The sequence below is a fragment of the Enterococcus sp. CR-Ec1 genome (assembly GCF_002850555.1).
Lineage (GTDB): Bacteria > Bacillota > Bacilli > Lactobacillales > Enterococcaceae > Enterococcus_D > Enterococcus_D entomosocium.
This window is the reverse complement of the sequence record NZ_CP025223.1, coordinates 3352560-3375208: the sequence shown is the minus strand read 5'-3', so window position 1 is coordinate 3375208 and position 22649 is coordinate 3352560. Positions and strand designations below refer to the sequence as shown.

General features: G+C 44.5%; 22 protein-coding genes. 12 read left to right on the top strand and 10 right to left on the bottom strand.

The window, feature by feature from the left end; translation table 11 throughout:
* The first annotated feature begins 13 nt into the window (after nt 1-13).
* From CXM95_RS18900 to CXM95_RS16145, 3 genes are all read left to right on the top strand, one after another.
* A complete protein-coding gene (locus CXM95_RS18900) occupies nt 14-172 on the top strand; it encodes a hypothetical protein (RefSeq protein WP_016621946.1) in 159 nt (52 codons plus the stop codon).
* 73 nt (nt 173-245) lie between these two features.
* Nucleotides 246-932, top strand: coding sequence for a response regulator transcription factor (locus CXM95_RS16150; RefSeq protein WP_005233513.1), 687 nt, complete (start codon nt 246-248; stop codon nt 930-932).
* On the top strand, nt 926-2257 hold the full coding sequence (locus CXM95_RS16145; RefSeq protein WP_016621945.1) for a sensor histidine kinase: 1332 nt from the start codon (nt 926-928) through the stop codon (nt 2255-2257). The genes CXM95_RS16150 and CXM95_RS16145 overlap by 7 nt, the downstream gene beginning before the upstream one ends.
* 84 nt (nt 2258-2341) lie before the next feature.
* Here CXM95_RS16145 and CXM95_RS16140 read toward each other — a convergent pair whose 3' ends face one another.
* Together CXM95_RS16140 and CXM95_RS16135 are read right to left on the bottom strand one after the other, a co-directional pair.
* Nucleotides 2342-3535 carry a toxic anion resistance protein gene (locus CXM95_RS16140; RefSeq protein ID WP_005233515.1) on the bottom strand — a complete coding sequence of 398 codons (1194 nt, stop codon included), beginning with the start codon at nt 3533-3535 and terminating at the stop codon, nt 2342-2344.
* 97 nt (nt 3536-3632) lie between these two features.
* Nucleotides 3633-4274, bottom strand: coding sequence for a 5-bromo-4-chloroindolyl phosphate hydrolysis family protein (locus tag CXM95_RS16135; RefSeq protein ID WP_008379306.1), 642 nt, complete (start codon nt 4272-4274; stop codon nt 3633-3635).
* Between the two features lie 218 nt (nt 4275-4492).
* Between CXM95_RS16135 and CXM95_RS16130 the strand changes: the two genes are divergently transcribed.
* Nucleotides 4493-5071 (top strand): NUDIX hydrolase, encoded by a 579-nt coding sequence (locus CXM95_RS16130; protein WP_008379307.1) that lies wholly within the window; start codon nt 4493-4495, stop codon nt 5069-5071.
* Entirely contained in the window at nt 5064-5360 is a 297-nt protein-coding gene (gene macP / locus CXM95_RS16125) for a cell wall synthase accessory phosphoprotein MacP (protein WP_005233519.1), read from the top strand. The genes CXM95_RS16130 and macP overlap by 8 nt, the downstream gene beginning before the upstream one ends.
* Before the next feature lie 57 nt (nt 5361-5417).
* On the opposite strand, the gene CXM95_RS16120 is transcribed toward macP, so the two are convergent.
* On the bottom strand, nt 5418-6020 hold the full coding sequence (locus CXM95_RS16120; protein WP_008379308.1) for a class I SAM-dependent methyltransferase: 603 nt from the start codon (nt 6018-6020) through the stop codon (nt 5418-5420).
* Between the two features lie 152 nt (nt 6021-6172).
* Here CXM95_RS16120 and CXM95_RS16115 point away from each other — a divergent pair, with 152 nt between their 5' ends.
* From CXM95_RS16115 to CXM95_RS16105, 3 genes are read left to right on the top strand one after another with little or no spacing between them, the layout of a single operon-like run.
* Nucleotides 6173-6868: a 5'-methylthioadenosine/adenosylhomocysteine nucleosidase gene (locus tag CXM95_RS16115; RefSeq protein WP_042890679.1), complete on the top strand. Its 696-nt coding sequence runs from the start codon at nt 6173-6175 to the stop codon at nt 6866-6868.
* Between the two features lie 43 nt (nt 6869-6911).
* Entirely contained in the window at nt 6912-7475 is a 564-nt protein-coding gene (locus tag CXM95_RS16110; protein WP_008379309.1) for a cysteine hydrolase family protein, read from the top strand.
* Nucleotides 7476-7775: a hypothetical protein gene (locus CXM95_RS16105; RefSeq protein ID WP_008379310.1), complete on the top strand. Its 300-nt coding sequence runs from the start codon at nt 7476-7478 to the stop codon at nt 7773-7775. It abuts the gene before it with no gap.
* A gap of 50 nt (nt 7776-7825) precedes the next feature.
* On the opposite strand, the gene CXM95_RS16100 is transcribed toward CXM95_RS16105, so the two are convergent.
* Complete coding sequence (locus CXM95_RS16100; protein WP_016612961.1) at nt 7826-9718, bottom strand: M13 family metallopeptidase; 1893 nt, start codon at nt 9716-9718, stop codon at nt 7826-7828.
* Nucleotides 9719-9858: 140 nt separating this feature from the next.
* Here CXM95_RS16100 and CXM95_RS16090 point away from each other — a divergent pair, with 140 nt between their 5' ends.
* Both CXM95_RS16090 and CXM95_RS16085 read left to right on the top strand, forming a co-directional pair.
* A complete protein-coding gene (locus CXM95_RS16090) occupies nt 9859-10398 on the top strand; it encodes a C39 family peptidase (RefSeq protein ID WP_005233534.1) in 540 nt (179 codons plus the stop codon).
* Between the two features lie 71 nt (nt 10399-10469).
* Nucleotides 10470-11435, top strand: coding sequence for a ribose-phosphate diphosphokinase (locus CXM95_RS16085; protein WP_005233536.1), 966 nt, complete (start codon nt 10470-10472; stop codon nt 11433-11435).
* Between the two features lie 77 nt (nt 11436-11512).
* On the opposite strand, the gene CXM95_RS16080 is transcribed toward CXM95_RS16085, so the two are convergent.
* A complete protein-coding gene (locus CXM95_RS16080; RefSeq protein ID WP_005227844.1) occupies nt 11513-12532 on the bottom strand; it encodes a LacI family DNA-binding transcriptional regulator in 1020 nt (339 codons plus the stop codon).
* 107 nt (nt 12533-12639) lie between these two features.
* Nucleotides 12640-14904, bottom strand: coding sequence for a glycoside hydrolase family 65 protein (locus CXM95_RS16075; RefSeq protein ID WP_016621941.1), 2265 nt, complete (start codon nt 14902-14904; stop codon nt 12640-12642).
* 251 nt (nt 14905-15155) lie between these two features.
* On the opposite strand from CXM95_RS16075, the gene CXM95_RS16070 reads away from it, so the two are divergent.
* Both CXM95_RS16070 and CXM95_RS16065 read left to right on the top strand, forming a co-directional pair.
* Nucleotides 15156-17330, top strand: coding sequence for a PTS transporter subunit IIBC (locus CXM95_RS16070; protein ID WP_016621940.1), 2175 nt, complete (start codon nt 15156-15158; stop codon nt 17328-17330).
* Between the two features lie 93 nt (nt 17331-17423).
* The gene (locus CXM95_RS16065) at nt 17424-18254 is read left to right on the top strand and encodes an endonuclease/exonuclease/phosphatase family protein (protein ID WP_101699428.1); all 831 of its coding nucleotides are present in this window, start codon (nt 17424-17426) and stop codon (nt 18252-18254) included.
* A 55-nt stretch (nt 18255-18309) separates the two neighbouring features.
* On the opposite strand, the gene CXM95_RS16060 is transcribed toward CXM95_RS16065, so the two are convergent.
* The 4 genes from CXM95_RS16060 to CXM95_RS16045 form a co-directional block, all read right to left on the bottom strand.
* Nucleotides 18310-18750, bottom strand: coding sequence for a hypothetical protein (locus tag CXM95_RS16060; RefSeq protein WP_016621938.1), 441 nt, complete (start codon nt 18748-18750; stop codon nt 18310-18312).
* Nucleotides 18743-19516 (bottom strand): MurR/RpiR family transcriptional regulator, encoded by a 774-nt coding sequence (locus CXM95_RS16055; protein ID WP_016621937.1) that lies wholly within the window; start codon nt 19514-19516, stop codon nt 18743-18745. Before CXM95_RS16055 ends, CXM95_RS16060 begins: the two co-directional genes overlap by 8 nt.
* Nucleotides 19517-19579: 63 nt before the next feature.
* Nucleotides 19580-20911, bottom strand: a complete 1332-nt coding sequence (locus tag CXM95_RS16050; protein WP_008379332.1) for a 6-phospho-alpha-glucosidase — start codon at nt 20909-20911, stop codon at nt 19580-19582.
* Between the two features lie 13 nt (nt 20912-20924).
* Nucleotides 20925-22517 (bottom strand): alpha-glucoside-specific PTS transporter subunit IIBC, encoded by a 1593-nt coding sequence (locus CXM95_RS16045; RefSeq protein ID WP_016621936.1) that lies wholly within the window; start codon nt 22515-22517, stop codon nt 20925-20927.
* Between the last annotated feature and the right edge of the window lie 132 nt (nt 22518-22649).

Genomic DNA, 22649 nt, shown 5'->3' with positions numbered 1-22649 from the left:
AAGGAGGAAACCCATGCGTCATCAAGAGAATTTTCAAGACCTTAGGAAAAAGCTGTTTGTGTTTTTACTAAGCGGTATGGTAGCATTGTTGCTACACATGTGGATTCATCAAACAAGTGTACACATGCGGATCGTTTCAACAGAACCTTTTATTGGAGAACAATTGGAATGAGTCTATAGGAATGATTGTGCTTACTGAAAAGTGATTGAAAAAGAAATGATGAGTGTAAAAGGGGGACTGACCGATGCGGATCTTATTCGTAGAAGATGAGCCATCGATCGCAGAAGCGGTTGCCAGCTTATTGAAGAAACAACATTATTCCGTTGATTTGGCGTATGATGGCGAAACCGGATTAGATTATGCAGCGAGTGGTGTATATGACATTCTCGTTTTGGATATCATGCTGCCAAAAATCGATGGGATCACATTGCTAAAGACGTTACGCAAGCAAAATATTCGCACGCCGATCATTATGTTGACGGCCAAAAGCGAAGTCGATGACAAAGTACTCGGCTTGGATGCAGGGGCAGATGATTACTTGACGAAACCCTTTCAAATGAAAGAGTTGCTGGCACGGATTCGTTCGCTAGGCAGAAGAAAAGATTTGGATTATCAAGAAGACCAGTTAGCCTTTGGCAACGTGGGCTTAGATCGTAATGAGCTGCAGTTAGCCACACCTAGCAATCAAGTGGTGCTGTCACCCAAAGAAATGAAACTGATGGAGCTATTTTTAGCCAGACCTAAAGTGATTTTATCAAAAGAAACCATCATCAATAAAATTTGGGGCTTTGATCCCGATGTGGAAGAAAACCGCGTTGAAATCTATGTGTCTTTGCTGCGGAAAAAACTGACGCTGCTTGAAGCGGATATCGGCATTCGCACGATCCGCAATGCGGGGTATATTTTGCAGAGCAAGGAGCCGCCATGTTAAAAAAATTGCGAAATAAAATGCTGTGGTTCAATATGGCGTTGATCTCAATCATTGTCTTAGGTGCCTTTACCTTTATCTATATTTTGAATGCCACCCAAATTGAAAACGAGATCCAATCATTGATCTCGCAAGAAGCAAACACCCTAGCTGCGGTACCTTTGGATGAGGAGGAAGTGCGGCAATCACTGACAGAGCCTGAGTATCCAATGATGTTGACCATCACGAATAGTACCAGTGAGCTCAGAGAGATCGCTCTACTTGACATTAGCCAAATGGATGTCGTGATTCAAAGTATTGATGAGAGCGTCGATCAAAACGAGCTTTATGAAGCCTTGGTCGATGCAGCGGCGAAACAAGGGGAGATTCCTAACGAAGTGAAGGTGAATGGTCGAAATTGGCGGTATGCGCTCTTTTTAGTGACTTCTTTCAATCAATACTCAATCGATTACGATGCAATAGGGGAATATTCCACCAGTATCAATAATTACGAGCCATTTTATCAAGTGCTGTTCTTTGACGTCACCGACTACAAAACCAGTCTAAGCAACTTAAGAAACACGCTTTTGCTCATCGGCGTTTTAGCTTTAGCCAGTATTTATATCGCTAGTTTTTATGTGGCCAATCGAGCCTTGCGACCGGTGGAACTGGCTTGGCGCAAACAAAAAGAGTTTGTTTCTAACGCTTCCCATGAGTTGAAAACACCACTGGCGATCATTCAAGTCAATGCTGAGGTATTAGCTGGCAGTCCAGAAGAAACCTTGGAAAGCCAAATGAAATGGCTGGAAAACATTCAGTTAGGTTCCGAACGGATGGATGAGCTAGTAAATAGCTTATTGCTGTTGACCAAATTTGAAAGTGCCGAGCAAGAAATGGTGCGTTCGGTGATCGATGCCAGTCAAGTCGTGCAAAGTGTTTATCAAAGCATGGAGGCGATTGCGCTGGAAAAAGGGATCCACTATCAGGAACAGATCGCTAAACAGGTGCGCCTTGAAAGCAATGAGCAAGCCTTGCGGCAATTGACCATGATATTGGTAGACAATGCCTTGAAATACACGCCCGCTGGAGAAACAGTCACAGTGGCCCTAATCGAACGGCAACGAAAGACAGTGCTGCAAGTCTCCAACGGTGGTTGTCCGATCCCCGAAGAAAAAATTCCCTATGTCTTTGACCGCTTCTACCGCGGGGATCCTTCTCGCAATCATCAAGAAGGCGGCTATGGGTTAGGTTTAGCCATCGCCAAAGCCATCACAGAAATGCTGCAGGCGCAAATCAGTTTGACGGTGGATCAAGACGGCGTCAATCATTTTGAAGTTTCATTTCATTGAGATTGGATCGCTGCCTTCACTTAAATAAAATTTTTCAAAAAAAGAGGACTCCATGAATGGAAGTCCTCTTTTGATAGGTGAAATTTACTTGTTGCTAGTTAAATCCAATAAGCGGTCTTTCAAGTCTTCTTCTAGATGACCCAATTCCACTTCGGCAGCACGACGTTTTTCTTTTCCTTCTTTTTGGATCCGTAATGTTTCTTGGATCGTTTCCACAAGGTCGTTTTGTGTTTTTTGCAATGTTTCGATGTCGACGATGCCGCGCTCGTTTTCTTTCGCTGTTTCAATAGCAGAAACTTTCAACATTTCTGAGTTTTTCTTCAATAGATCATTGGTGGTCTCAGAAACTTGGCGCTGTGCCGTAACTGCATCTTTTTGACGCAATAAAGTCAAGGCAATGACCACTTGGTTTTTCCATAGCGGGATCGCTGTATTGACAGAAGCTTGGATTTTTTCTGCTAACGCTTGGTTCGTGTTTTGGATCAGGCGAATTTGCGGTGCCTGTTGGATCGTGATTTGACGTGCCAAGCGCAAGTCATGGGTCCGTTTGTCTAAACGATCTAGGAATTGCGTGTAATCGTTGGCGATCTGTACGTCCATTTGATCATTCGTTTCTTCTGCTTTTTTCATGGCTTCAGGAATGATTTTGGTTTGCAATTCTTGCATCTTCAACTCGCCAGCGGCAATGTAGATGTTCAATGCATCGAAGTAATCTTTGTTCTTTTGATACAACTGTTCCAACATCAGGTTGTCTTTTAGCAAACCGTCTTTTTCTTTATCCAATTTGACGGCGATCTTGTCGATTTGGGCACCGATTTTTTGGTATTTAGCGGTGATTTCAAAAATGGATTGTTTTACTTTACCAAACATCCGCTTGAATAAGTTGCCTTCACCTGCACGCAGTTCATCTGGATTGGCTTCTTGCAAGCGATACATCAACTCAGTCAATGAGTCGCCCACAGGGCCGATATCAGCTGCTTGGACATGGTTCAACATAGATTGGGAAAACTCCCCAAGTTTGGTTTGGGCAGCTGCACCATAGGTGATGACTGCTTGCTGGTCAGTTGCATCGATCTTGCTGGCTAATTCTTGGGCCTGTGCTTGACGCTCTGGCGGTAATTTGTCAATCAAACGCGGTGCTGTTTGCTGTTCTTTCAGCTGACTGATCTCCGCTTGTTGAGTAGTGGTCAAAGTGTCGACAGGGGTTGAAAATGGGTTGTTCAATAAATCGTCAAGCGTATCCGTTACGGGTTTTACTTGATTTGGTGTGTCACTCATAATAACTCCTCCTAATAATTGTCTGCTTTCGAAAAAAATCTAGCCTGGGCTAGATTTTTTTTTAGATTCTTTTTTTGTTGCCAATCAGAATCTATCCCTATTCATTATCTCGTTTTATGCTTTGTTTGGCAATGGATAACTCAATATCCATGTCATCAAGATCGTCTGCTACAAATTGGGAGTAGTCTTTGGCGATCAAGGAAGCCATTTGCTCGATAATTTGTGTGCTTTCTTCGATTTTATCATAGGTCTCACGACTTTTGATCTCATGGCTATTGATTTCAATGAACTTATCGGTCAAATCGACCATATTGGGCAAGTGGGTATAAAGGAAATGACTTGCCAAAGGCAGTTTAGTTGGTTCTTTTACGAGTTCTTTGAAAAGAGCTTTTGAGGCACGCAAGGCATCGTGACGCAAGTCAATGGCTTTTAACTTGTTATTGCTAGTGATATTTTTTTGGTATTTATCGATTTGGTGTTTCGTCTGATTCATCGTTTCACGGAACAATTCGATCTCACGAGCAGTCATTCCGCTTTTCAAGTAATGGGCTTCTCGTTCTCTCGTTAAAGAAGGCAAAACTTGTGGATCCGCTGCCGGAACTTTACGTCCTCTGATACCGACGTAGACTAAAATCGCACCGACGATTAATAATAGGCTCGCAAATGAATCGCCTACTACGTTAAAAATAATACTGATGAGGACGATCGCACCAACGATCAGCCAGATGTTTTTTTTCATTTTTCCTCCTCCTAAAAATCTCTTGGACAAGTAGATTGGGTTATTCGACATCTTTATTTTAGCATGTTCACTAAAAGAAAAATATCAGACTTGGGGTGGATTTTCCGATTTTTAGTAAATTCATAAGCTTTCTTGCTATTTCTTAAGAAGATATTTTTTCTAAATTATGCTAAAGTGTTTGATAGATAAGACGTATGAGGAAAGTTAGGTGTCGATAGATGTTAGAATTTAAAGATTTTGAAGAAAAAACGATCCAACGGAATGAAATTTTCCATGGCAAAATCATTGATGTGGTGGTTGATGATGTCTCCTTGCCCAATGGTGGAACCAGTAAACGCGAACTAGTCTTCCACCCAGGTGGGGTGGCCGTGATCGCCTTGACGAGTGAGAACAAAATGCTGTTCGTTCGCCAATTCAGAAAGCCATTAGAGCGAGTGATTTTAGAGATACCAGCAGGCAAAATCGATCCAGGAGAAGGCGCACGTCCAGATTTGACTGGCGCCCGGGAATTGGAAGAAGAGACTGGCTATCGCGCAAAAACGCTAGAGCATGTTTCTTCTATGTACCTTTCACCAGGATTTGCGAATGAAATCTTGCACGTCTATTATGCGAAAGAGCTGGAAAAAGTGGCAAATCCCTTACCGCAAGACGAAGACGAAGTGCTGGAAGTCTATGAATTGAGCTTAGAGCAAGCACAAGCCGCTATCGCTGATGGAACGATCTGTGATGCGAAGACCGTGTTTGCGATCCAATTTTGGGAGTTGCTGGAATTGAAACGGAGGAACGGACTTGCCTAAAGAACCATTGATCACCCGCAGTGAACTTCGACGCCGACGCGAAGAAGAACAAGCGGCGTCTGAACGTAATCAGCAAATCGTAGAAAAGCAAAGCAAGAAAGAATGGAAACAAAAAGAAAAACAAATTGATAACCACTACCGAAAAGTGCGCAAGAAAAACAAAGAAATCACGAAGACCCGTGCCGGTGAGAACCAGAAATCTCGGGATCTGAACCGTTTTTTAATGAAAGCCATTGTGATCGTCACTTTATTGTTAGTCGTCGTCGGTTTGGCGATCTTTTTGTTGTGATTCATCTAGTACTAAGAAAAAGCCGCCCCTGCATCTTCTGCAAGTGCGGCTTTTTTGTTATTCGGTCGGCTTTTTCAAAATAGCTAAAAACATGGCCGCTGGCTGATTCATGAACAAATGATCCGCTTCATGAAAAACGGTAAAGGAAGTGTCGGTAAACCCAATCGCCTCTGTCAGTTGAGTCAATGCAGCAGGGTCAAACCCATTATGAACCAGCGGGTGAGACACGGCGGGATTTTTGAGGAAATCCACTAGGTAAAGGGTTCCTCCTGGCTGCAGCAAGGCGTATAGTTTTTCCATCATAGCGGCTGTGTCAGGAATATGCAGCAAGACGAGGGATAGCAGCACAGCGTCTGCTTTTGCTTGTAAGGATTCTTGCAGCAGATCGTGGACAGTTGCAGAAGCATTGGCCAGCTGCAGTTGGTTGATTTTTTTTTCAGAAACCTCGATCATGCCAGGGGCAGTATCCCAGATGGCTAAGTGCTGGACATAAGCTGCTAAGGGCAGACTTACTAGGCCGGTACCGCCGCCGATATCGATCAGAGTTTGGTGCTGGTTGTCTTTAAAATAAGGTTCAAGGGTTTGGGTGACTAATTGTGCTAACGCGATCCGTTCAGGGGTATCGTATTTTGCTGCCATGGCGTTGAAAATTTCAGACATAAGTGCCTCCTTTGATAATGACAAAAAACTGTTCGTTTCGTCAAAACTAGTTTATCATGAAAGGAGAAAAAACACGTCAGTAGATACGTGGGAATTTCTGTTGTTTTTCATTTTAAAGGATGAAAAATAAACGAGAAGCAGGAGGCAAACACATGAAAATTGGTATTATTGGTGCAATGGAGGAAGAAATCAAGACGTTGCGGGAACAGTTGATTTCACCGCTTTCTTGGGAACGCGGCGGCGCACTATTTATTTCAGGAAGTATCGGCAATCATGAAGTGATCGTCGTTCGTTCAGGTATTGGTAAAGTTCTGGCATCGATCACCACTAGTTTACTGATCCAACAATACGGGGTCAATATGGTGATCAATACTGGATCAGCTGGTGGGATCGGTGCCGGTTTACAAGTAGGGGATTTAGTGATCTCAGATAAAGTGGCCTATTTTGATGTCGATGTGACTGGCTTTGGTTATGAATATGGCCAGTTGCCTGGTGGGATGCCTTTGTATTATGAAGCCAGCCGCTATTTGATCAGTGAGATGACGAAAGCCGCAGAAGCGACCCATCATACCGTGAAAAAGGGACTGATCGTTACTGGTGACAGCTTTATTCATGACCCGCAAAAAGTACAGGAGATTTTAGGACATTTTCCAGATGCCTTGGCTTGTGAGATGGAAGGAGCCGCGATCGCACAGACTGCGCAGCAATTCAATATTCCTTTCTTAATCGTGCGCGCGATCAGCGACACCGCCGACCACGCAGCAACCGTCTCTTTTGATGAGTTTATCTTAGAAGCTGGCAAGCGTTCCGCTGAAATGGTCTTGGCATTCGTTGAAACATTAAAGTAACTTAAAAAACAGGAGAGCCGATCCGTAAGAGGAGGAAGGAAGCATGAGAGCATTACTATCCATTGATTATACGTTTGATTTTGTTGCAGATGAGGGACGATTGACGACGGGTGCTGCTGGGCAAGCGATTGAAGCTGCCTTAGTGGCTCGGACGCAAGCCTTTATCGAAGCCGGTGAGTATGTCGTTTTTGCCATTGATCGTCATGAGGAAACAGACAACTATCATCCTGAAAACCGCTTGTTCCCACCCCACAATCTTGCGGGCAGTGCGGGGCGACATCTTTATGGTCGTTTAGCCCCGCTTTATGAAACCTATCAGGAAGCGCCAAATGTCTATTGGATCGACAAGCGCCATTACTCAGCGTTTAGTGGTACCGACTTGGACATCCGACTCCGGGAAAGAGGGATCACGGAATTGTACCTGACCGGCGTTTGTACCGACATCTGTGTCTTGCATACAGCAGTGGATGCCTATAATTTAGGCTACCAACTGGTGATCGATGCAGATACCGTTGCCAGCTTTGACGCGGTCGGACATGAATGGGCACTACGCCATTTTGAAAATACCCTTGGTGCGAAAATCATTTCTGCGAAGGAGGAAGCATAAATGGGATGGATGGATCAATTAAAAGCAAATTTCAGTTTCAGTGAACTGACTAGCCTTTATCAAGCGTATCAAAAAGGGAATCTTGATGTGAAGGCGTTGTTGAACAATGACTTCTTACAAAAGTATACAGATTTTCAGAACTTGGATGAGTTTATGGCTAAACTAGGAATCCAGAATGAAAACCAAATCTTCGACTTTCTAAAAGACCGCCCCAATCGACAAAAAGCCGATCAAGTCGTCAATGAGCATTCTCAATTCGATTCTGTGATTAGTATGATGAAAAAAGCTTTACAGAAATAAACAATTGGCGAAGAAAAAGCGCAAGCAGAAAAATCTGCTTGCGCTTTTGTTTACCAGATCTGCACACGATCTTCTGGTGCACGATACATAGGGTCACCAGGTTTGATATCAAAGGTTGTATAAAATTCATCGATATTTTGGACTTGGATATTGGCCCGTAGTTTAGCTGGTCCGTGGACATCGATCGCCAGTAAGAGCTGTTGGTATTGTTCTTTGGCTTTTGTACGCCAAATCTTCGCCCAATTGGTGAAGAAGTCTGTTAAAGAAACATCGCTTTCTTTTTGCGCTGCTTCTAGCGCACAGCTTAGTCCGCCTGCATCGGCGATGTTTTCAGAAACAGTCAATGTTCCGTTGACGGTACCGCCGGCAAAGGGCAAGCCATCAAACTCGTCGATCATCGCTTGAGCTAAGCGTTCAAAGTGGGCCAGATCTTCTTCTGTCCACCAATTGTTTAAATTACCATATTCATCAAATTTTGCCCCGTTGTTGTCAAAGGCGTGGGAGATCTCATGAGCAATGACCGCGCCGATCCCCCCATAATTTGCGCTGGTGGATTGTTCCAAACTATAAAAGGGCGCTTGTAAGATTGCGGCTGGGAAAACGATCACGTTCTTAAATGGGTGATAGTAGGCATTCACGGTAGCGGCGGACATTTCCCATTCCTCGCGATCCACGGGCTGCTGCCATTTTTTGAAGCCATCTTCTCGGAACAAACGATTGAAATGCAGGGCATTTGCCAGCAGACTTTTCTCTTCATCGGTATGCAATTGATCATAAATAGCAGGAACTTGATCAGGGTACCCGACATGGATGCCTAAACGATTCAATTTGATGATCGCTTTTTGGCGGGTTTCTTCACTTAACCACGTGTTGTTGCGCAAACGATCTTGGTAGACAGCAATCATTGTTTCCACCATGTGTTTGACGTCTTTTTTCGCCATTTCCCCAAAGTACTTGCGTCCATAATAATCACCGATCACTTGACTAAAATGACCCATCGTTAAGTAATAAGCCGCTTTTTGTTGGGGAGCCGCTTCATCGATCCCTGATAAGTAGCGACTGTAGGTTCCGCCTAACTGACGCAATTCTTCACTCAGATAGCTAGTATAGCGCAAGCTTTGGTTGACGATCATCCAGCCTTTCAAGAGTTCAAAATGGCTATCAGAAACAATAATGTCAAAGGCTTCAAAGTAAGCGGGTTCCGTTACGATCAGCTCTTCTGGTGTACCTGGTAAAAGGGCTGTCAAGAGTTGTGTAAAATCGATCTTGCTAGCTTGCTTTGCAAATTCCTCCAAGGAGCGAGGATTGTAGTTTTTACTATAATCCGCACTTTCTTCCGCACTGCGGACGTGAGGGGCGATCAATTTATCAAATGCGATCGCTTGCTCTACCAACGATTCCGCTTCTGCTTGGTCTTTTCCGTAAGCAACTAAAACGTTGACGGCCATCTCAAAGTAGACTTGCAGCATTTCGCCTGCTTGGGGATTTTCTGTGTAATAGGTTTTATCCGGCAAAATAGTAGCAGGCGGATAGACCGACAAAGTATTCATTTGCGCATTTTTCATGTCTGCATCGACATCCAGTTGGAAAGGCAAGGCAATGCCATCTAAAACGAAACTTGCCAGTTGCTGATTCAATTCCTCATAAGAACGCAACGCTTCGATTTTTGCTAATAGTGCATTTGCTTCAGTAGCGCCAGCTGCCTCTCGTTGGGCAAAATCGCTGGCTAAGCGGTAAAAAGCCACAGCATCCTTCATGCGGCCTTTTGGCGTAGCATGGGGATCGTGTGCCATATTTTCAAATTCTGCGATCATTAAGGAATCGATTCCGTCAACGAGATCTTGGAATCCACCCGTAGCGGGTTTATCTGCTGGAATAACAGCGGTCTCCAGCCACTCGCCATTTACATAGTCATAAAAATCATCTTTTAACAAGGTTGTCATGTCTTTCGCTCCTCTCGCTTTCTACTATTATGAAACAAAATCTGTAAGGACGCAAAGAAAAGTTTTCTAGACGAAAAAGGGTTTTGATCCAAGTAGGAGGAGAATCTAAGGTATAATAAGAAAAAAGGCAGGTGAACGAGATGGAACAAGTAGAGTGGAAAGGGATCGCCGAAGAGCGGTTTCGTCCGTATAAGCAGTGGGTCACTCCTTCAGGGTATTTATGCGGCACCTATGCGGCAGCCGTCTTTTTGGCCTACTATCAAGATTACATCGATGAAACGATCATCCCGAAAGCGTTTCGTCGAAAAAAACAGCGGGATCTGACAGTAGTGACGGAAATGCTGCGTGTGCTGATTCAGCCTCATGGGTTGCCGACGATCGCTTGGCAAGTCAGTCATGGTTTGACTCGGTTTTTCGATCAATTCCAATTGCCTTACCGCGGACGTGCGACCGTTGTTGGCGGTTGGCATCGAGCGTGCAAACGAATCGACGAAGGCAAACCGGTGATCATCGGTATTTTGAAGCCTTTAGGCAGCACATATGGCAATCATTGGGTCGTGGCTTACGCCTACGCCGAAACCGCCAGCGGAGAACGCTATTTTAAAGTTCATGACAACTGGGGCAACTACAAAAAAGTAATTCCCGCCAGTTGGGTAAACGGTACCGTCACACTTCCTTGAACGAGACGGTTAAAAAAACAGTCACTTTGTGCTAGAATAGAAGAAAACAACCACATTCATTGGAGGCAATCATGGGCGAAAGTTATAAAGATAGTTCGTTGAAAATTTTTAGTTTAAATGGAAATTTACCATTAGCAGAAAACATTGCGAAAGTTTTCGGTACAGAACTAGGGAAGTCAAAAGTGACACAGTTTAGTGATGGAGAGATTGCCATCAATATTGAAGAAAGTGTGCGGGGCGACCATATTTATATCATTCAATCGACGAATGAACCCGTCAATGATCATTATTTAGAGTTGCTGATCATGATCGATGCGATGAAACGGGCTAGTGCGAAGACCATCAATGTCGTTTTGCCTTATTACGCATATGCGCGGCAAGACCGAACCGCCAACCCGCATGAGCCGATTACTGCAAAATTGATTGCCAATATGCTGGTGGAAGCAGGGGCTTCTCGGATCTTGACGCTTGATCTGCATGCCGTCCAAGTTCAAGGATTTTTCGACATCCCAGTGGATAATCTCTTTACGATCCCATTGTTTGCCCATTATTATCGCGAACAAAAAATGACTGGTGACGACTATGTCGTTGTTTCACCAAAAAACAGCGGTGTCCAACGGACCCGTAGTTTGGCAGAATACTTAGATACAGCGATCGCGATCGTCGATCAAGATGAAGCCGATGGCGGCTATGTGATTGGTGATGTCGTTGGGAAAAAATGTATTTTAGTTGATGACATTTTAAATACCGGCCATACATTGGCAAAAGCGGCAGACTTGTTGAAGGAAGCTGGTGCCAGCGAAGTGTATGCTTGTGTGTCTCACGCCTTACTTTCGCCGCCAGCTAAAGAAATTTTGGATCAATCAGCGATTGAAAGGATTTGTGTCACCGATTCTTGTTGGACCAGCGAAGAACGCCATCCAGAAAAACTGCACTACATTTCTTGTGCTGAATTGATGGGGGAAGCCGTTCGCCGCATTCACGAAAATACACCAATGAGTCCATTGTTCCGCCTGGAAAGCAAAGAGTATAAATAAAAATATGAAAAGCACCCGCTATCCCTAGGGACAGCGGGTGCTTTTGCGTGTGGGGGAAGTGGACCAGACACAGCGGATCAGTTCAACTGATTGCGGTTCAAGACCGTTTCTCGTTTGATCAGCTTATGTGGTACGACCAGCTGTACGCCGTTTGAATCTTCATGATTCAATTGCGCCATCAGCCGTTCGGTAGCGATTTTTCCTAAGGACAACACGTTGATATCGATACTAGTCAAATACGGGTGTGTCAAAGTAGCAAAGATCGAATTATTGAAACTGATGATGGATAAGTCATCCGGGACTTTGTAGCCATACATCGTCGCTAATTGAATGATCCGCACAGCGAACAGATCATCGATCACGACGATGGCAGTTGCTTGGGATTCTTTGATCGTTTCTTCAAACGTGACGTAATCTTCCGCTTTTTCAAAGGTCAATGCTGGATAAAAGGGGAGATTTGCCAGCATCATGGCTTTTTGGTAGCCGAAAAAACGTTCGAAATACAGATTTTCATGGGTCGTATTAGTAGCAAATAAAATCTTCGTATGCCCTTGGGCGATCAGATGCTCGGTTGCTTGCTTGCCTAACAACTGGTTGTCATTATCGACAAAAACGATTTTGTCTTCATTGCTGTATGGTTGACCAATCAAGGTAAAGGGGACTTCTTTTTCGACCAGATAATCGATGATGGGGTCTTTTTCATCGGAATAGACCAAGATAAAGCCATCTACTTGTTTTTGCAGGTGCATTCGTTCCACGTTTTTTAGTAATGTAGCAAAGTCACGGGCGGAGGCAACGGCAACCGTCATTTGATGATGGCGGGCCTCTTCATTGATGGCTTCGATCGTTTCTAAATAAAAGGGGTTTCCTAGTCGTTCTTTCGAATCAAGGGGCGGCAAGATCACGCCGATGGCACTAGATATCTGTTTGCCGAGATTTCGAGCCGCAAGATTGGGGACGTAGCCCATTTCTGCCATTACTTTGCGCACTTTCTTCTTAGTATCTTCAGAGATACTGGGATGATCGTTTACGACACGAGAAACCGTGGATGTAGCGACGCCAGCCTTTTTGGCGACATCTTTGACCGTAATGCTCACTGATTTCCCTCCTTTTTTAGCTTATAGTATCACAAAGTGTCGGCACAAGGGTAGAGCCAATCAAAAGAAAGAAGAAATGCAGACATTTCTTCTTTCAGAAGGCTTGTTTAGCTAATCGCTGTACTGATTTCGTCTTCTAAAACATAGTCTTTGCCATACACCTTGATTGGCAATGCCTCACCGCTGATTTTTTTCAAAGTCACCGTCGACTCATTGACGGAAACAAAGAGCAGACGTCCACGATAGTTGATGTGGAAGGCATAGCGGCTCCACGTTTTAGGTAAGAATGGCGCAAACCCTAAGTGGTCGTGATCGGTTTTCATTTGAGCAAAGCCTTGAACGATCGCTAACCAGCTGCCGGTCATAGAAGTGATGTGCAAGCCATCATCGGTATCATTGTTGTAATTGTCCAAATCAAGACGAGCAGTCCGCTCATACATTTCCAACGCTTTTTCTTCCATGCCTAATTCCGCTGCTAAAATCGCATGGATACTTGGAGAAAGGGAAGATTCATGCACTGTCATCGGCTCATAGAAATCAAAGTTCCGTTGTTTTTCTTCTTTGCTGAATTGATCGCCGAAGAAGTAGATCCCTTGCAAAACATCGGCTTGCTTGATAAAGCAAGAGCGCAAGATATGATCCCACGACCAATTTTGGTTCAACGGCAAATGTTTTGGATCAAGATCGGAAACGGGCATCAAGTCTTTGTCTAAGAAGGTATCATGCTGGACGAAGACTCCAAGCTCTTGGTCTTCTGGGAAGTACATATTGTCGATGATGTCTTGCCATTTGGCTTGCTCTTCGTCAGAGATCGTGACAGTCGCTTCGTCTTTGAAGGCTTCATAGCTGGCTAAGGTATAAGCTAAGACCCAAGTAGCCATTTTATTGGTGTACCAGTTGTTATTGATATTGTTTTCGTATTCGTTTGGTCCAGTGACGCCATGGATCATGTATTTTTGCTGACGTTTTGAATAGTGGACACGATCTGCCCAGAAACGTGAAATCGCGCTTAACACTTCTAATCCTTCTTTTTTCAGGTAACTTGTATCGCCAGTATAATTCGTATAGTTGTAGATGGCATAAGCGATGGCACCGTTTCGGTGAATTTCTTCGAAAGTGATCTCCCACTCATTGTGGCATTCGATCCCAGTGAAGGTCACCATTGGGTAAAGGGCACCTGCTAAGCCTTGTTTTTGCGCATTGATATGGGCTTGCGGCAATTGGTTGTGACGGTATTTCAACAAGTTGCGGGTCACTTCTGGTTTTGCTAATGCCAAATACAATGGGACTGCATAGGCTTCGGTATCCCAGTAAGTCGCACCGCCATATTTTTCACCAGTAAAGCCTTTCGGTCCAATGTTCAAGCGCTCGTCTTCGCCATAATAGGTTGAAAACAATTGGAACAGGTTGAAACGAATCCCTTGTTGCGCCGCAGCATCGCCTTCAATGATCACATCGGCTAAATCCCAGCGGGCTTTCCAAGCAGCGACTTGTTCTGCACGCAACGCATCATAATCTGCTTTGTATAAAGTGCCTAATTCGGTGACTTTTGCTGGATGATCATGAGCGGGAACATCACGACTCGTAACGATCAAGACTTCTTTGATCAATGAGAAGGTGTCACCGGCTGCCCCAGAAAAGGCAAAGGTATCAGCGACGCAAAGTTCGCTTTTCACGGAATCAATCGGTGTTTGGCTATGACGCATAGCAGAAGTGACAGTAAAGCGTTCAATGTCAAAATTATTTTCTACGGTCCGAGTCGTCAAGTAATGGAAGGTTTCGGTTTGGCCATGAGCCAATTCTTCCCAGAAACGTTCGTCGTAGTTGCTGTCTTCGTTATGGACGTTGTTATCTAGTTTAGAAATGACTTTGATCTCAGCGTCGCCTTCAATGATCTCAGCATCCATCTTAATGAGGGCAAGTTCACGTTTTACGATGCTCAAGAAGCGTTCAAAAGAGAATTTAACCGTTGCACCTGCTAAAGTCACAGTATAGTTGCGGCGTAAAATCCCAGTTTCCATGTCTAGTTCTAAATGGAAATCACTTGGGCTGATTTTTGCTAAGTCGACTAATTGGTCATTGATAAATAGATCCATTGCAATAAAGTTGACCGCATTGATCACTTTGCCAAAATAGTCAGGATAGCCGTTTTTCCACCAGCCAACACGGGTTTTGTCTGGGTACCAGACACCTGCGATATAGGTACCTAAGTGATGATCGCCGCTGTATTGTTCTTCAAAGTTGCCGCGCATTCCCATGTAGCCATTCCCGATGCTTGTTAGCGACTCTTGCAGTCGACGATTTTCTTTATCTAAGGTAGATGTCGCGATTTTCCATGGATCGATCTCGAACAATCGTTGGATTTTTTTCATGAAAGTCCCTCCAGAATCTTTTTGATATCTCTATCATAAGCGCAAACGATTGCATCGTCAAGTGAAAGTTGTTGCGTTTAAAGAATTTCCTATTAGGAAACATCGAGAAGGAAAGATTCAGTTAGATAAAGGCGAAAAAGCGAATAGAATACCTTTTGATATTTCTGGGTTTACAAAATCTTTTTTCTCCGTTAGAATGAAATCATTAAGAAACCGATTGCGTAAATCGATTCAGGGAAGGAAGAAGGAAGATGAAAAAATTATTGAGCTTCGAATTTTGGCAAAAATTCGGAAAAGCGCTAATGGTGGTTGTCGCTGTTATGCCAGCCGCTGGTTTGATGATCAGTATTGGGAAAACGATCCCAATGATCAATGCCGACTGGGCATTCTTGATCACCACAGGAGGCGTCATTGAAAACATTGGTTGGGCAATTATTGGTAACTTGCATTTATTATTTGCATTAGCTATTGGTGGTAGTTGGGCTAAAGAGCGAGCTGGTGGGGCATTTGCTGCCGGGATCGCCTTTATTTTGATCAATCGGATCACTGGTTCGATCTTTGGCGTGACGAGCGCGATGTTAACCGAAGAAGGCGCCTTTACCCATACGTTGTTTGGGACAAAGATCATGATCGACGGTTTCTTTACTAGTGTATTAGAAGCACCTGCTTTGAACATGGGCGTCTTTGTCGGGATCATCGCCGGTTTTGTGGGGGCAACAGCTTACAACAAATACTATAATTTCCGCAAATTACCGGATGCGCTTTCCTTCTTTAACGGCAAACGCTTCGTCCCTTTCGTGGTGATTGCCCGTTCAGTAGTCGTCGCATTAGTGTTATCAATCGTTTGGCCTTACATTCAAGCCGGTATCAACAACTTCGGTTTATGGATCGCGCAATCACAAGAAAGTGCGCCCGTTTTAGCACCTTTCTTGTTTGGAACCTTGGAGCGGCTGCTCTTACCATTCGGGCTGCATCATATGTTGACGATCCCGATCAATTACACCGAATTAGGTGGAACCTACACAATTCTTTCTGGGGCACAAGCCGGCACCCAAGTCTTTGGACAAGACCCATTATGGCTTGCTTGGGCAACAGATCTAGTGAATATGCGCAATGCTGGAGATACGTCACAATATCAATTTTTATTGGAAAACTTTGTTCCTGCCCGCTTTAAAGTTGGACAAATGATTGGTTCATCTGGGATCTTGATGGGCTTGTCTTATGCCATGTACCGCAATGTCGATGCGGACAAACGGCACAAATATACCTCTATGTATTTATCAGCTGCCATCGCTGTCTTCTTGACAGGGGTAACAGAACCGTTGGAGTTCATGTTTATGTTTGCTGCCGTACCGCTTTACATCGTTTATGCAGTCGTACAAGGGGCGGCATTTGCGATGGCGGATATCGTCAACTTACGGGTCCATTCTTTTGGGAATATCGAGTTGTTGACCCGTACCCCAATGGCGATCAATGCCGGCTTAGGACAAGATTTGATCAACTTTGTGTTAGTGACCATCGTCTTTGGTGTCGGGATGTATTTCTTGGCAAACTTCTTGATCAAAAAATTCAACTTTGCAACACCAGGTAGAAACGGCAACTATGAAACAGAAGGGGCCAGCGATGCGCCAGCAACTGCTTCGGCGGATGGCAACTTGAACCCAGATTCACAAGTCGTGAAAATCATTCATTTATTAGGTGGACGTGAAAATATCGCCGACGTTGATGCATGTATGACTCGTTTACGGGTCTCTGTGAAAAATCGAGAAGCGGTCGGCGATGAAAAAGCGTGGAAAGCCGCAGGGGCTTTAGGCTTGATCGTAAAAGACAACGGTGTGCAAGCAGTCTATGGACCGAAAGCAGATGTCTTAAAATCAGACATTCAAGATATCTTAGATTCTGGTGTCACGATTCCCGAACCGACTGCTAGTCAAGCACCAGCTGAAACCACTACCCATCAAAGCCAAGGCGTGACAGCTGAACTAGCTGCCGTTGCCACTGGAGAAGTGATGCCGATCACCTCTGTCAAAGACCAAGTGTTTGCGGAAAAAATGATGGGTGACGGTTATGGTATACGTCCAGAGCAGACGACAGTTGTCGCACCAATCAGCGGGAAAGTCACCAACATCTTCCCAACGAAACATGCGATCGGCTTGCTTTCTGATGAAGGCATCGAAGTATTGGTTCACATGGGCTTAGATACCGTTGACTTAAACGGTGCACCCTTTACGGTAGCTGTCACTGAAGGACAACAAGTGGCGGTCGGTGACAAGTTAGCGGAGATGGATCTCGCTGCAGTAAGTGCTGCTGGCAAAGACACCACCATCGTTGTAGTGTTGACCAACAGCGATCAAATCGATTCCTTTGAATTGACCCAAATCGGCAAGCAACAAGCAGCCGCAGTTGTTGGAATCGTAAAACTATAATAAAATGACAAGCGGGTCGACTCTTTTGTTGACCCGCTCTCTTTTATTTTTAAAAGGAATCGTACAAGCAAACCGAGAGAAGGAGCCTTATTCATGAAGGTATTAACATTGAACACCCATAGCTGGTTAGAAGAAAATCAGCTAGAAAAATGCAAAATGATCGCAAAAGAGATTGCAACAGGCGACTATGACATCATCGCCTTGCAAGAAGTCAACCAAACGATCGCTGCTCAAACCATCGTTCCTGATGGGCTTTATTGCCCGACAGATACGCTGGTGGAAATCAAGGAGGACAATTTTGCTTTACGCCTAGTGGAAGAACTGCAACTGTTAGACTGTGACTACTATTGGTCATGGACCTACAGTCACGTAGGCTATGACATTTACCACGAAGGCAATGCCTTATTGTCCAAACAGCCCATCATTGCCAAAGAATATCTTGCTTCACAAGCCACGGATGTCTGGGATCATACCACGCGCAAAAACCTGAGCGGCGTGACTGAAGCCGATGGGCAGATCGTACAAGTCGTTAGCTGTCACTTTTCTTGGTGGCAAGACGGTAAATTTGCCTACGAGTGGCAACAGACAGAAGCATTTTTAGCAGAACGGGCAGATACCTTATTGATTCTAGGAGATTTCAACAACGATGCGGCCAGTTCTGGGCATCAACTGGTCCTTGACAGCTCCTTACAGCTGCAAGACAGCTTTTTAACGGCTGCTGAAACGACCGGGGAAGCCTCTGTCGTTAAAGCCATTGATGGCTGGCAAGACAATCGAGAAGCGTTGCGGATCGATTATGTTTTTGCATCAAAAGACCTGCAAGCAACGGAATATGAAGTCGTTTTTGACGGAACGCGTACTCCAATCGTCAGCGATCACTTTGGAATCAAAGTGGTTTTTGCTTCAAAAACAGATCCAAACTAACATGAGCGACAGCAAAAAGCAGTGCCAACCGGCACTGCTTTTCTTTTTGGGGAAGTTAAATCGCTGATCGAACAAGGAGGAAAAAGAATAAACTCAATAAAAGAATGAATGCTAATGCCCCATAGGTAAAACTCTTTTCGCCCCAAGTTGCGGTTTCCTCCTGACTCGAAAGACTTCTTCTTGTAAAAAAGACGAGTCCTGCGCCGATGACATTCGCTGTCAGCAACTGTTGGAAGAAGATCAGGAATAAATACTGTCCCAAAAGGCCTTTTTTACTCATGGAAAACCGTTGAATAAAGTACAGGCAAGCCCCTTGCAGCAAAAGGAGACTACTTAACAAGACCCCTAAAGCGGCTAACGGTTGCGAGTTGAGGTACTGGGCAAAGGTCATCCCATGGTTGAAGGCAGTCAAGGAAAGATAAAGATAGTAAGCACCGGCGATCAAAAGCCAATAACTCAGTAAAATCAATGGAAACGCCCATTTTCGTTTAGTCATGGTTGCCCTCCTGTAAAGTGAATAGTCCGTAGGAACGGATCAAATAATCAATCAAGCAGCTCAGTCCGATCAAAGACTGGCTAGGGATTTTCTTGCGACCGATTTGAAAAAAATCGCAATAATAGGTCAGGTGAAACGTTGAATGGCGAGCAAAATAATTATCTCCTGGCGCACTCAATGTCAAAACGGGAATCTGACGAATCGCAAAAGTCGTCAGATTCTCTTTGACGTTTTCTGTTTCGCCGCTGAGTGAGGCGATGATCACACAATCTTCGGCAGTGATCATCGGCATGACCATATCAAATTCCGTTTTGTTCGGCAATACGATCACTCGTTTTTCCATAGAAAGCATCATTTTGGAAAACTCCTCCAGTGCTTTCTTTTGGGAGAACCCAGTTGGGTAGCAGTAGATGGTTTTGCTGCGGTCAAACAAGCGGTTGAGGGCAGCTAAGTCTACTGTTTTTACATAGTTTAGGGTGGCGAAAATATCCTCTTGTTGCTTTTCAAAAATCGTTTTTTGCTGCGAAATCGTTGTTGCCTGTTCTTGCTGATGCCGTAGAAAATATTTGAACTCGGAATAGCCAGAAAAACCAAGTTTTTTCGTCAACCGTAAAATAGATGACTTTGAGACGTGAACCTGCTCGGATAGCTCGACGATCCCCATAGATAGAACGGTATCGCCGTGGGAAAGAATATAGTTCAGAATGCCACGATCAAGTTCACTTAACTCTGCTTGGTGCTGTTGAATCAAATACTGTAATTTCACAAAAACCCCTCCTTATTGATTAAGTATAGCTGAAAAGCCAGGAGGGGAGGCGAAGAACGCTGGCTAGTGTAATTCTGGCCAAAAGGCTTGATTTGCTTCGATCAATTCATCGAGTAATTCTTTGGCTACACGGGCATTTGGGACCACTTTTGAAAGAATCAGTGCTTGCCACAGCTTCTGGTAAGAACCCTCTGCCCAAGCTTCCACGACTAATTTTTCTACGGCGACTTGTTGTTCCATCAATCCTTTTTGGAAGCGAGGGATCTTGCCTTGTGTGATTGGTTCTGCCCCGTTACTGCCGACGATACAAGGCACTTCCACCATTGCCTGTTCATCAAAGTTGACGATCGCTCCTTCGTTAGGCACGATCAACAGCATTCGTTCTTGCGTGTTATAAGCAATCGCTCGTGCAAGGTCAACAATGTAGCTGGCGTGTTCATCCACTTCAAGCGTGGTGTCAGTCGCTGTCTGGTTCTCTACGATGCGTTGGCATTCACCAAAGACGTGTTTTTCGCGGCCAGCCATGACTTCATTTGCCCGTGTAAAAGATGGGTTGGTGTGCGCCACTTCATCTTGAGGGAAAAAGTAATACTTCAAGTAGGTATTTGGCAAAGTGGATGGATCAACCTCGTACACTTCTTTTGCTTTGGCAAAGGTGTGCATCCAGCTGGCATCAGCATGTTGGCTCGCTTCGATTTCTTCTGGCAATGAATAGCCGTATTTTGCTACATGCGCTTGGATCTGCGGCAGCAAGTCATTGCCAGCTTTGTCTCGTATATCTGTCCACCAGCCAAAATGATTCAAGCCATAATAGCGAACGACCAATTCTTTGCGAGAAGCTAAACCGATCGCTTGCGCCATCCGTTCTTCGATTCCCACTGGCATATCACAAATATTAATGATCTTAGCATCAGGGCGCAATTTACGAGTCGCTTCTGCGACGATCGCTGCAGGATTGGAATAATTCAACATCCACGCATCAGGGGAATATTTTTCCATATAATCGACTAACTCCAATACACCGCCGATAGAACGCATCCCATAAGCGATCCCGCCAGGACCACAAGTTTCTTGGCCGACCACACCATATTTCAAAGGGATTTTTTCATCCTTTTCGCGCATCGCATACAAGCCAACTCGGATATGCGCCATCACAAAATCGACATCCTGAAACGCGGTTTCGGGATCAGTGGTTGCTAAAAAGCTGATTTCGGGTGCGCGTTCTTTCAATAAAATCTCGCAAGCTTGTGCCACTTTTTCTTGTCGTTCTTCCAAATTGTCGTAAAACTTGATTTGGCGAATCGGGAAACGATCCAAGTGTTCTAAAAGCATCAAGACGATTCCAGGGGTAAAGGTACTGCCGCCTCCAGCGATCACGATTGAAAATTTTTTCATTTTTGTTTCCTCCTTAGTCTGATACAGCTAATAATTTTTCGAATTGTTCTCTCACTTGTGGCACATCCAGACCAACGATCACTTGGAAGGCGTTGCCGTTGCGAACAACACCATGGGCACCAGCACTTTTAAAGATGTCATCTGGCAGCACTTGGTCTTGATCTTTAACGGTGATTCTTAGGCGAGTAGCACAATTAGTGACTTTATCAATGTTGTCGCGACCGCCAAACCCTTCTAAGTAGACTGCGGCTTGTTCGGTGTAGCGATTGGCACCAGCAATCACTGGAGTTCCAGTGTTGGCTTGTTTTTCTTTGTAATCTTTTTTGGTGTATAGTTTGACTTCGCTATTGTTTTCTTCCCGTCCTGGTGTGGCTAACTTAAATTTGAGGATCAAGAAGCGGAAAACAAGGAAATAAAGCGCAGTAAAGGCTAACCCAATCACCAACTGCGTGAAGATCATACTGCGATGATTTTGAAATAGCGGAATCCAGACCTTCGCTAACAGATCGATCAAGCCGCCCCCCATATCTCCAACGACCCCGAAGGCAAACATCGTTGCCGCCATGGTCGCTGCTAAAACAGCGTGCACCGCAAAGAGGGGTGGTGAGATAAAGAGGAAGGTAAATTCCAATGGCTCAGTGATACCAGCTAAAACGGCAGTTAAAGTGGCAGGGATCAAAATCGCTAAGACTTTCTTTTTATTCTCAGGCTTGGCTGTGAAATAAAAAGCAGCAGCGATCCCCGGTGCAGCAAAGATCTTAGAATTGCCATGTAAAGCAAAGCCCCCTTCAGGGAAAAGCTCTTTCAATGGTCTGGTGGATTGGGCAAATTCTTGTAAATGTGCCATCCAGTATTTGGAGATTCCTTCTTCGACGACAGCAGGACCAAAAACAAAGGGGGTATACACGAAATGATGGAGACCTGTGGGGATCAATATTCGCTCTAAGAAAGTATAGAGCCAGACCCCAAAGACCCCAGCACTTGCTAGAAACCCTTGCATGGACCCAATGCCAGCTTGGACTTTCGGCCAAATCAATGCAATCAAGAAAGCGACTGGCAACATCAAAAAGAATCCAAGGATCACGACAAAGGAAGAGCCTTGGAAGATTCCGAGAAAATCAGGCAGCTTCGTATCGAAAAACTTGTTGTGAAGATAGACGACGATCGCCGAAATAAAAATTGCTCCGATAATACCAGTATCTAATGTTTTGATGCCGGCGATCATTTTCAAGCCACTCTCACCGCCGGGATCAGCTGCAAAGTTGACACCGAAGAAGTGACCAAAGTATTCGATCATGCCAGAAATAAAATAATTACAAGTAATATAGACGACAAAGGCTTCCATTGCCGCTCGCGCATTGGCTTTTTTTGCGAGACCGATCGGTAATCCAATAACAAATAGTAATTCCATTTGGTTGAAGACCGTCCATGCACCGTTTTCAATAATCGTCCAAATGTTGAACCAAGTAGAGCCTTCAGTGGCGATGCTCCCCACAAGCATCGGATTTTTAAAGATAATACACAGCGCGACCATGATCCCCGAAAATGAAAACAAGAGGACCGGGGTAAACATCGCACCGCCAAACCGCTGAACTTTTTCCATCATAATTTCTTAACATCTCCTTTCAATTTTTACTACAACCTCAGTATAGAAAAGAAAGATAGCGGTTACAATAAAGCGAGGTGGCATAGGAACGTAGAAGCAAACAAAGAGAAAAGGTAGCAACTGCGGGGAAAT

Excerpts from the sequence above, each read along its gene's own strand:
- CXM95_RS16105 (WP_008379310.1), top strand. The coding sequence starts at position 7,476 with ATGGGATGGATGGATCAATTAAAAGCAAATTTCAGTTTCAGTGAACTG.
- CXM95_RS16065 (WP_101699428.1), top strand. The coding sequence starts at position 17,424 with ATGAAGGTATTAACATTGAACACCCATAGCTGGTTAGAAGAAAATCAG.
- CXM95_RS16060 (WP_016621938.1), bottom strand. The coding sequence starts at position 18,750 with ATGACTAAACGAAAATGGGCGTTTCCATTGATTTTACTGAGTTATTGG.
- CXM95_RS16135 (WP_008379306.1), bottom strand. The coding sequence starts at position 4,274 with ATGAAAAAAAACATCTGGCTGATCGTTGGTGCGATCGTCCTCATCAGT.
- CXM95_RS16110 (WP_008379309.1), top strand. The coding sequence starts at position 6,912 with ATGAGAGCATTACTATCCATTGATTATACGTTTGATTTTGTTGCAGAT.
- CXM95_RS16150 (WP_005233513.1), top strand. The coding sequence starts at position 246 with ATGCGGATCTTATTCGTAGAAGATGAGCCATCGATCGCAGAAGCGGTT.
- CXM95_RS16070 (WP_016621940.1), top strand. The coding sequence starts at position 15,156 with ATGAAAAAATTATTGAGCTTCGAATTTTGGCAAAAATTCGGAAAAGCG.
- CXM95_RS16115 (WP_042890679.1), top strand. The coding sequence starts at position 6,173 with ATGAAAATTGGTATTATTGGTGCAATGGAGGAAGAAATCAAGACGTTG.
- CXM95_RS16120 (WP_008379308.1), bottom strand. The coding sequence starts at position 6,020 with ATGTCTGAAATTTTCAACGCCATGGCAGCAAAATACGATACCCCTGAA.
- CXM95_RS18900 (WP_016621946.1), top strand. The coding sequence starts at position 14 with ATGCGTCATCAAGAGAATTTTCAAGACCTTAGGAAAAAGCTGTTTGTG.
- CXM95_RS16100 (WP_016612961.1), bottom strand. The coding sequence starts at position 9,718 with ATGACAACCTTGTTAAAAGATGATTTTTATGACTATGTAAATGGCGAG.
- CXM95_RS16050 (WP_008379332.1), bottom strand. The coding sequence starts at position 20,911 with ATGAAAAAATTTTCAATCGTGATCGCTGGAGGCGGCAGTACCTTTACC.
- CXM95_RS16045 (WP_016621936.1), bottom strand. The coding sequence starts at position 22,517 with ATGATGGAAAAAGTTCAGCGGTTTGGCGGTGCGATGTTTACCCCGGTC.
- CXM95_RS16090 (WP_005233534.1), top strand. The coding sequence starts at position 9,859 with ATGGAACAAGTAGAGTGGAAAGGGATCGCCGAAGAGCGGTTTCGTCCG.
- CXM95_RS16130 (WP_008379307.1), top strand. The coding sequence starts at position 4,493 with ATGTTAGAATTTAAAGATTTTGAAGAAAAAACGATCCAACGGAATGAA.
- CXM95_RS16075 (WP_016621941.1), bottom strand. The coding sequence starts at position 14,904 with ATGAAAAAAATCCAACGATTGTTCGAGATCGATCCATGGAAAATCGCG.
- CXM95_RS16145 (WP_016621945.1), top strand. The coding sequence starts at position 926 with ATGTTAAAAAAATTGCGAAATAAAATGCTGTGGTTCAATATGGCGTTG.
- CXM95_RS16140 (WP_005233515.1), bottom strand. The coding sequence starts at position 3,535 with ATGAGTGACACACCAAATCAAGTAAAACCCGTAACGGATACGCTTGAC.
- CXM95_RS16085 (WP_005233536.1), top strand. The coding sequence starts at position 10,470 with ATGGGCGAAAGTTATAAAGATAGTTCGTTGAAAATTTTTAGTTTAAAT.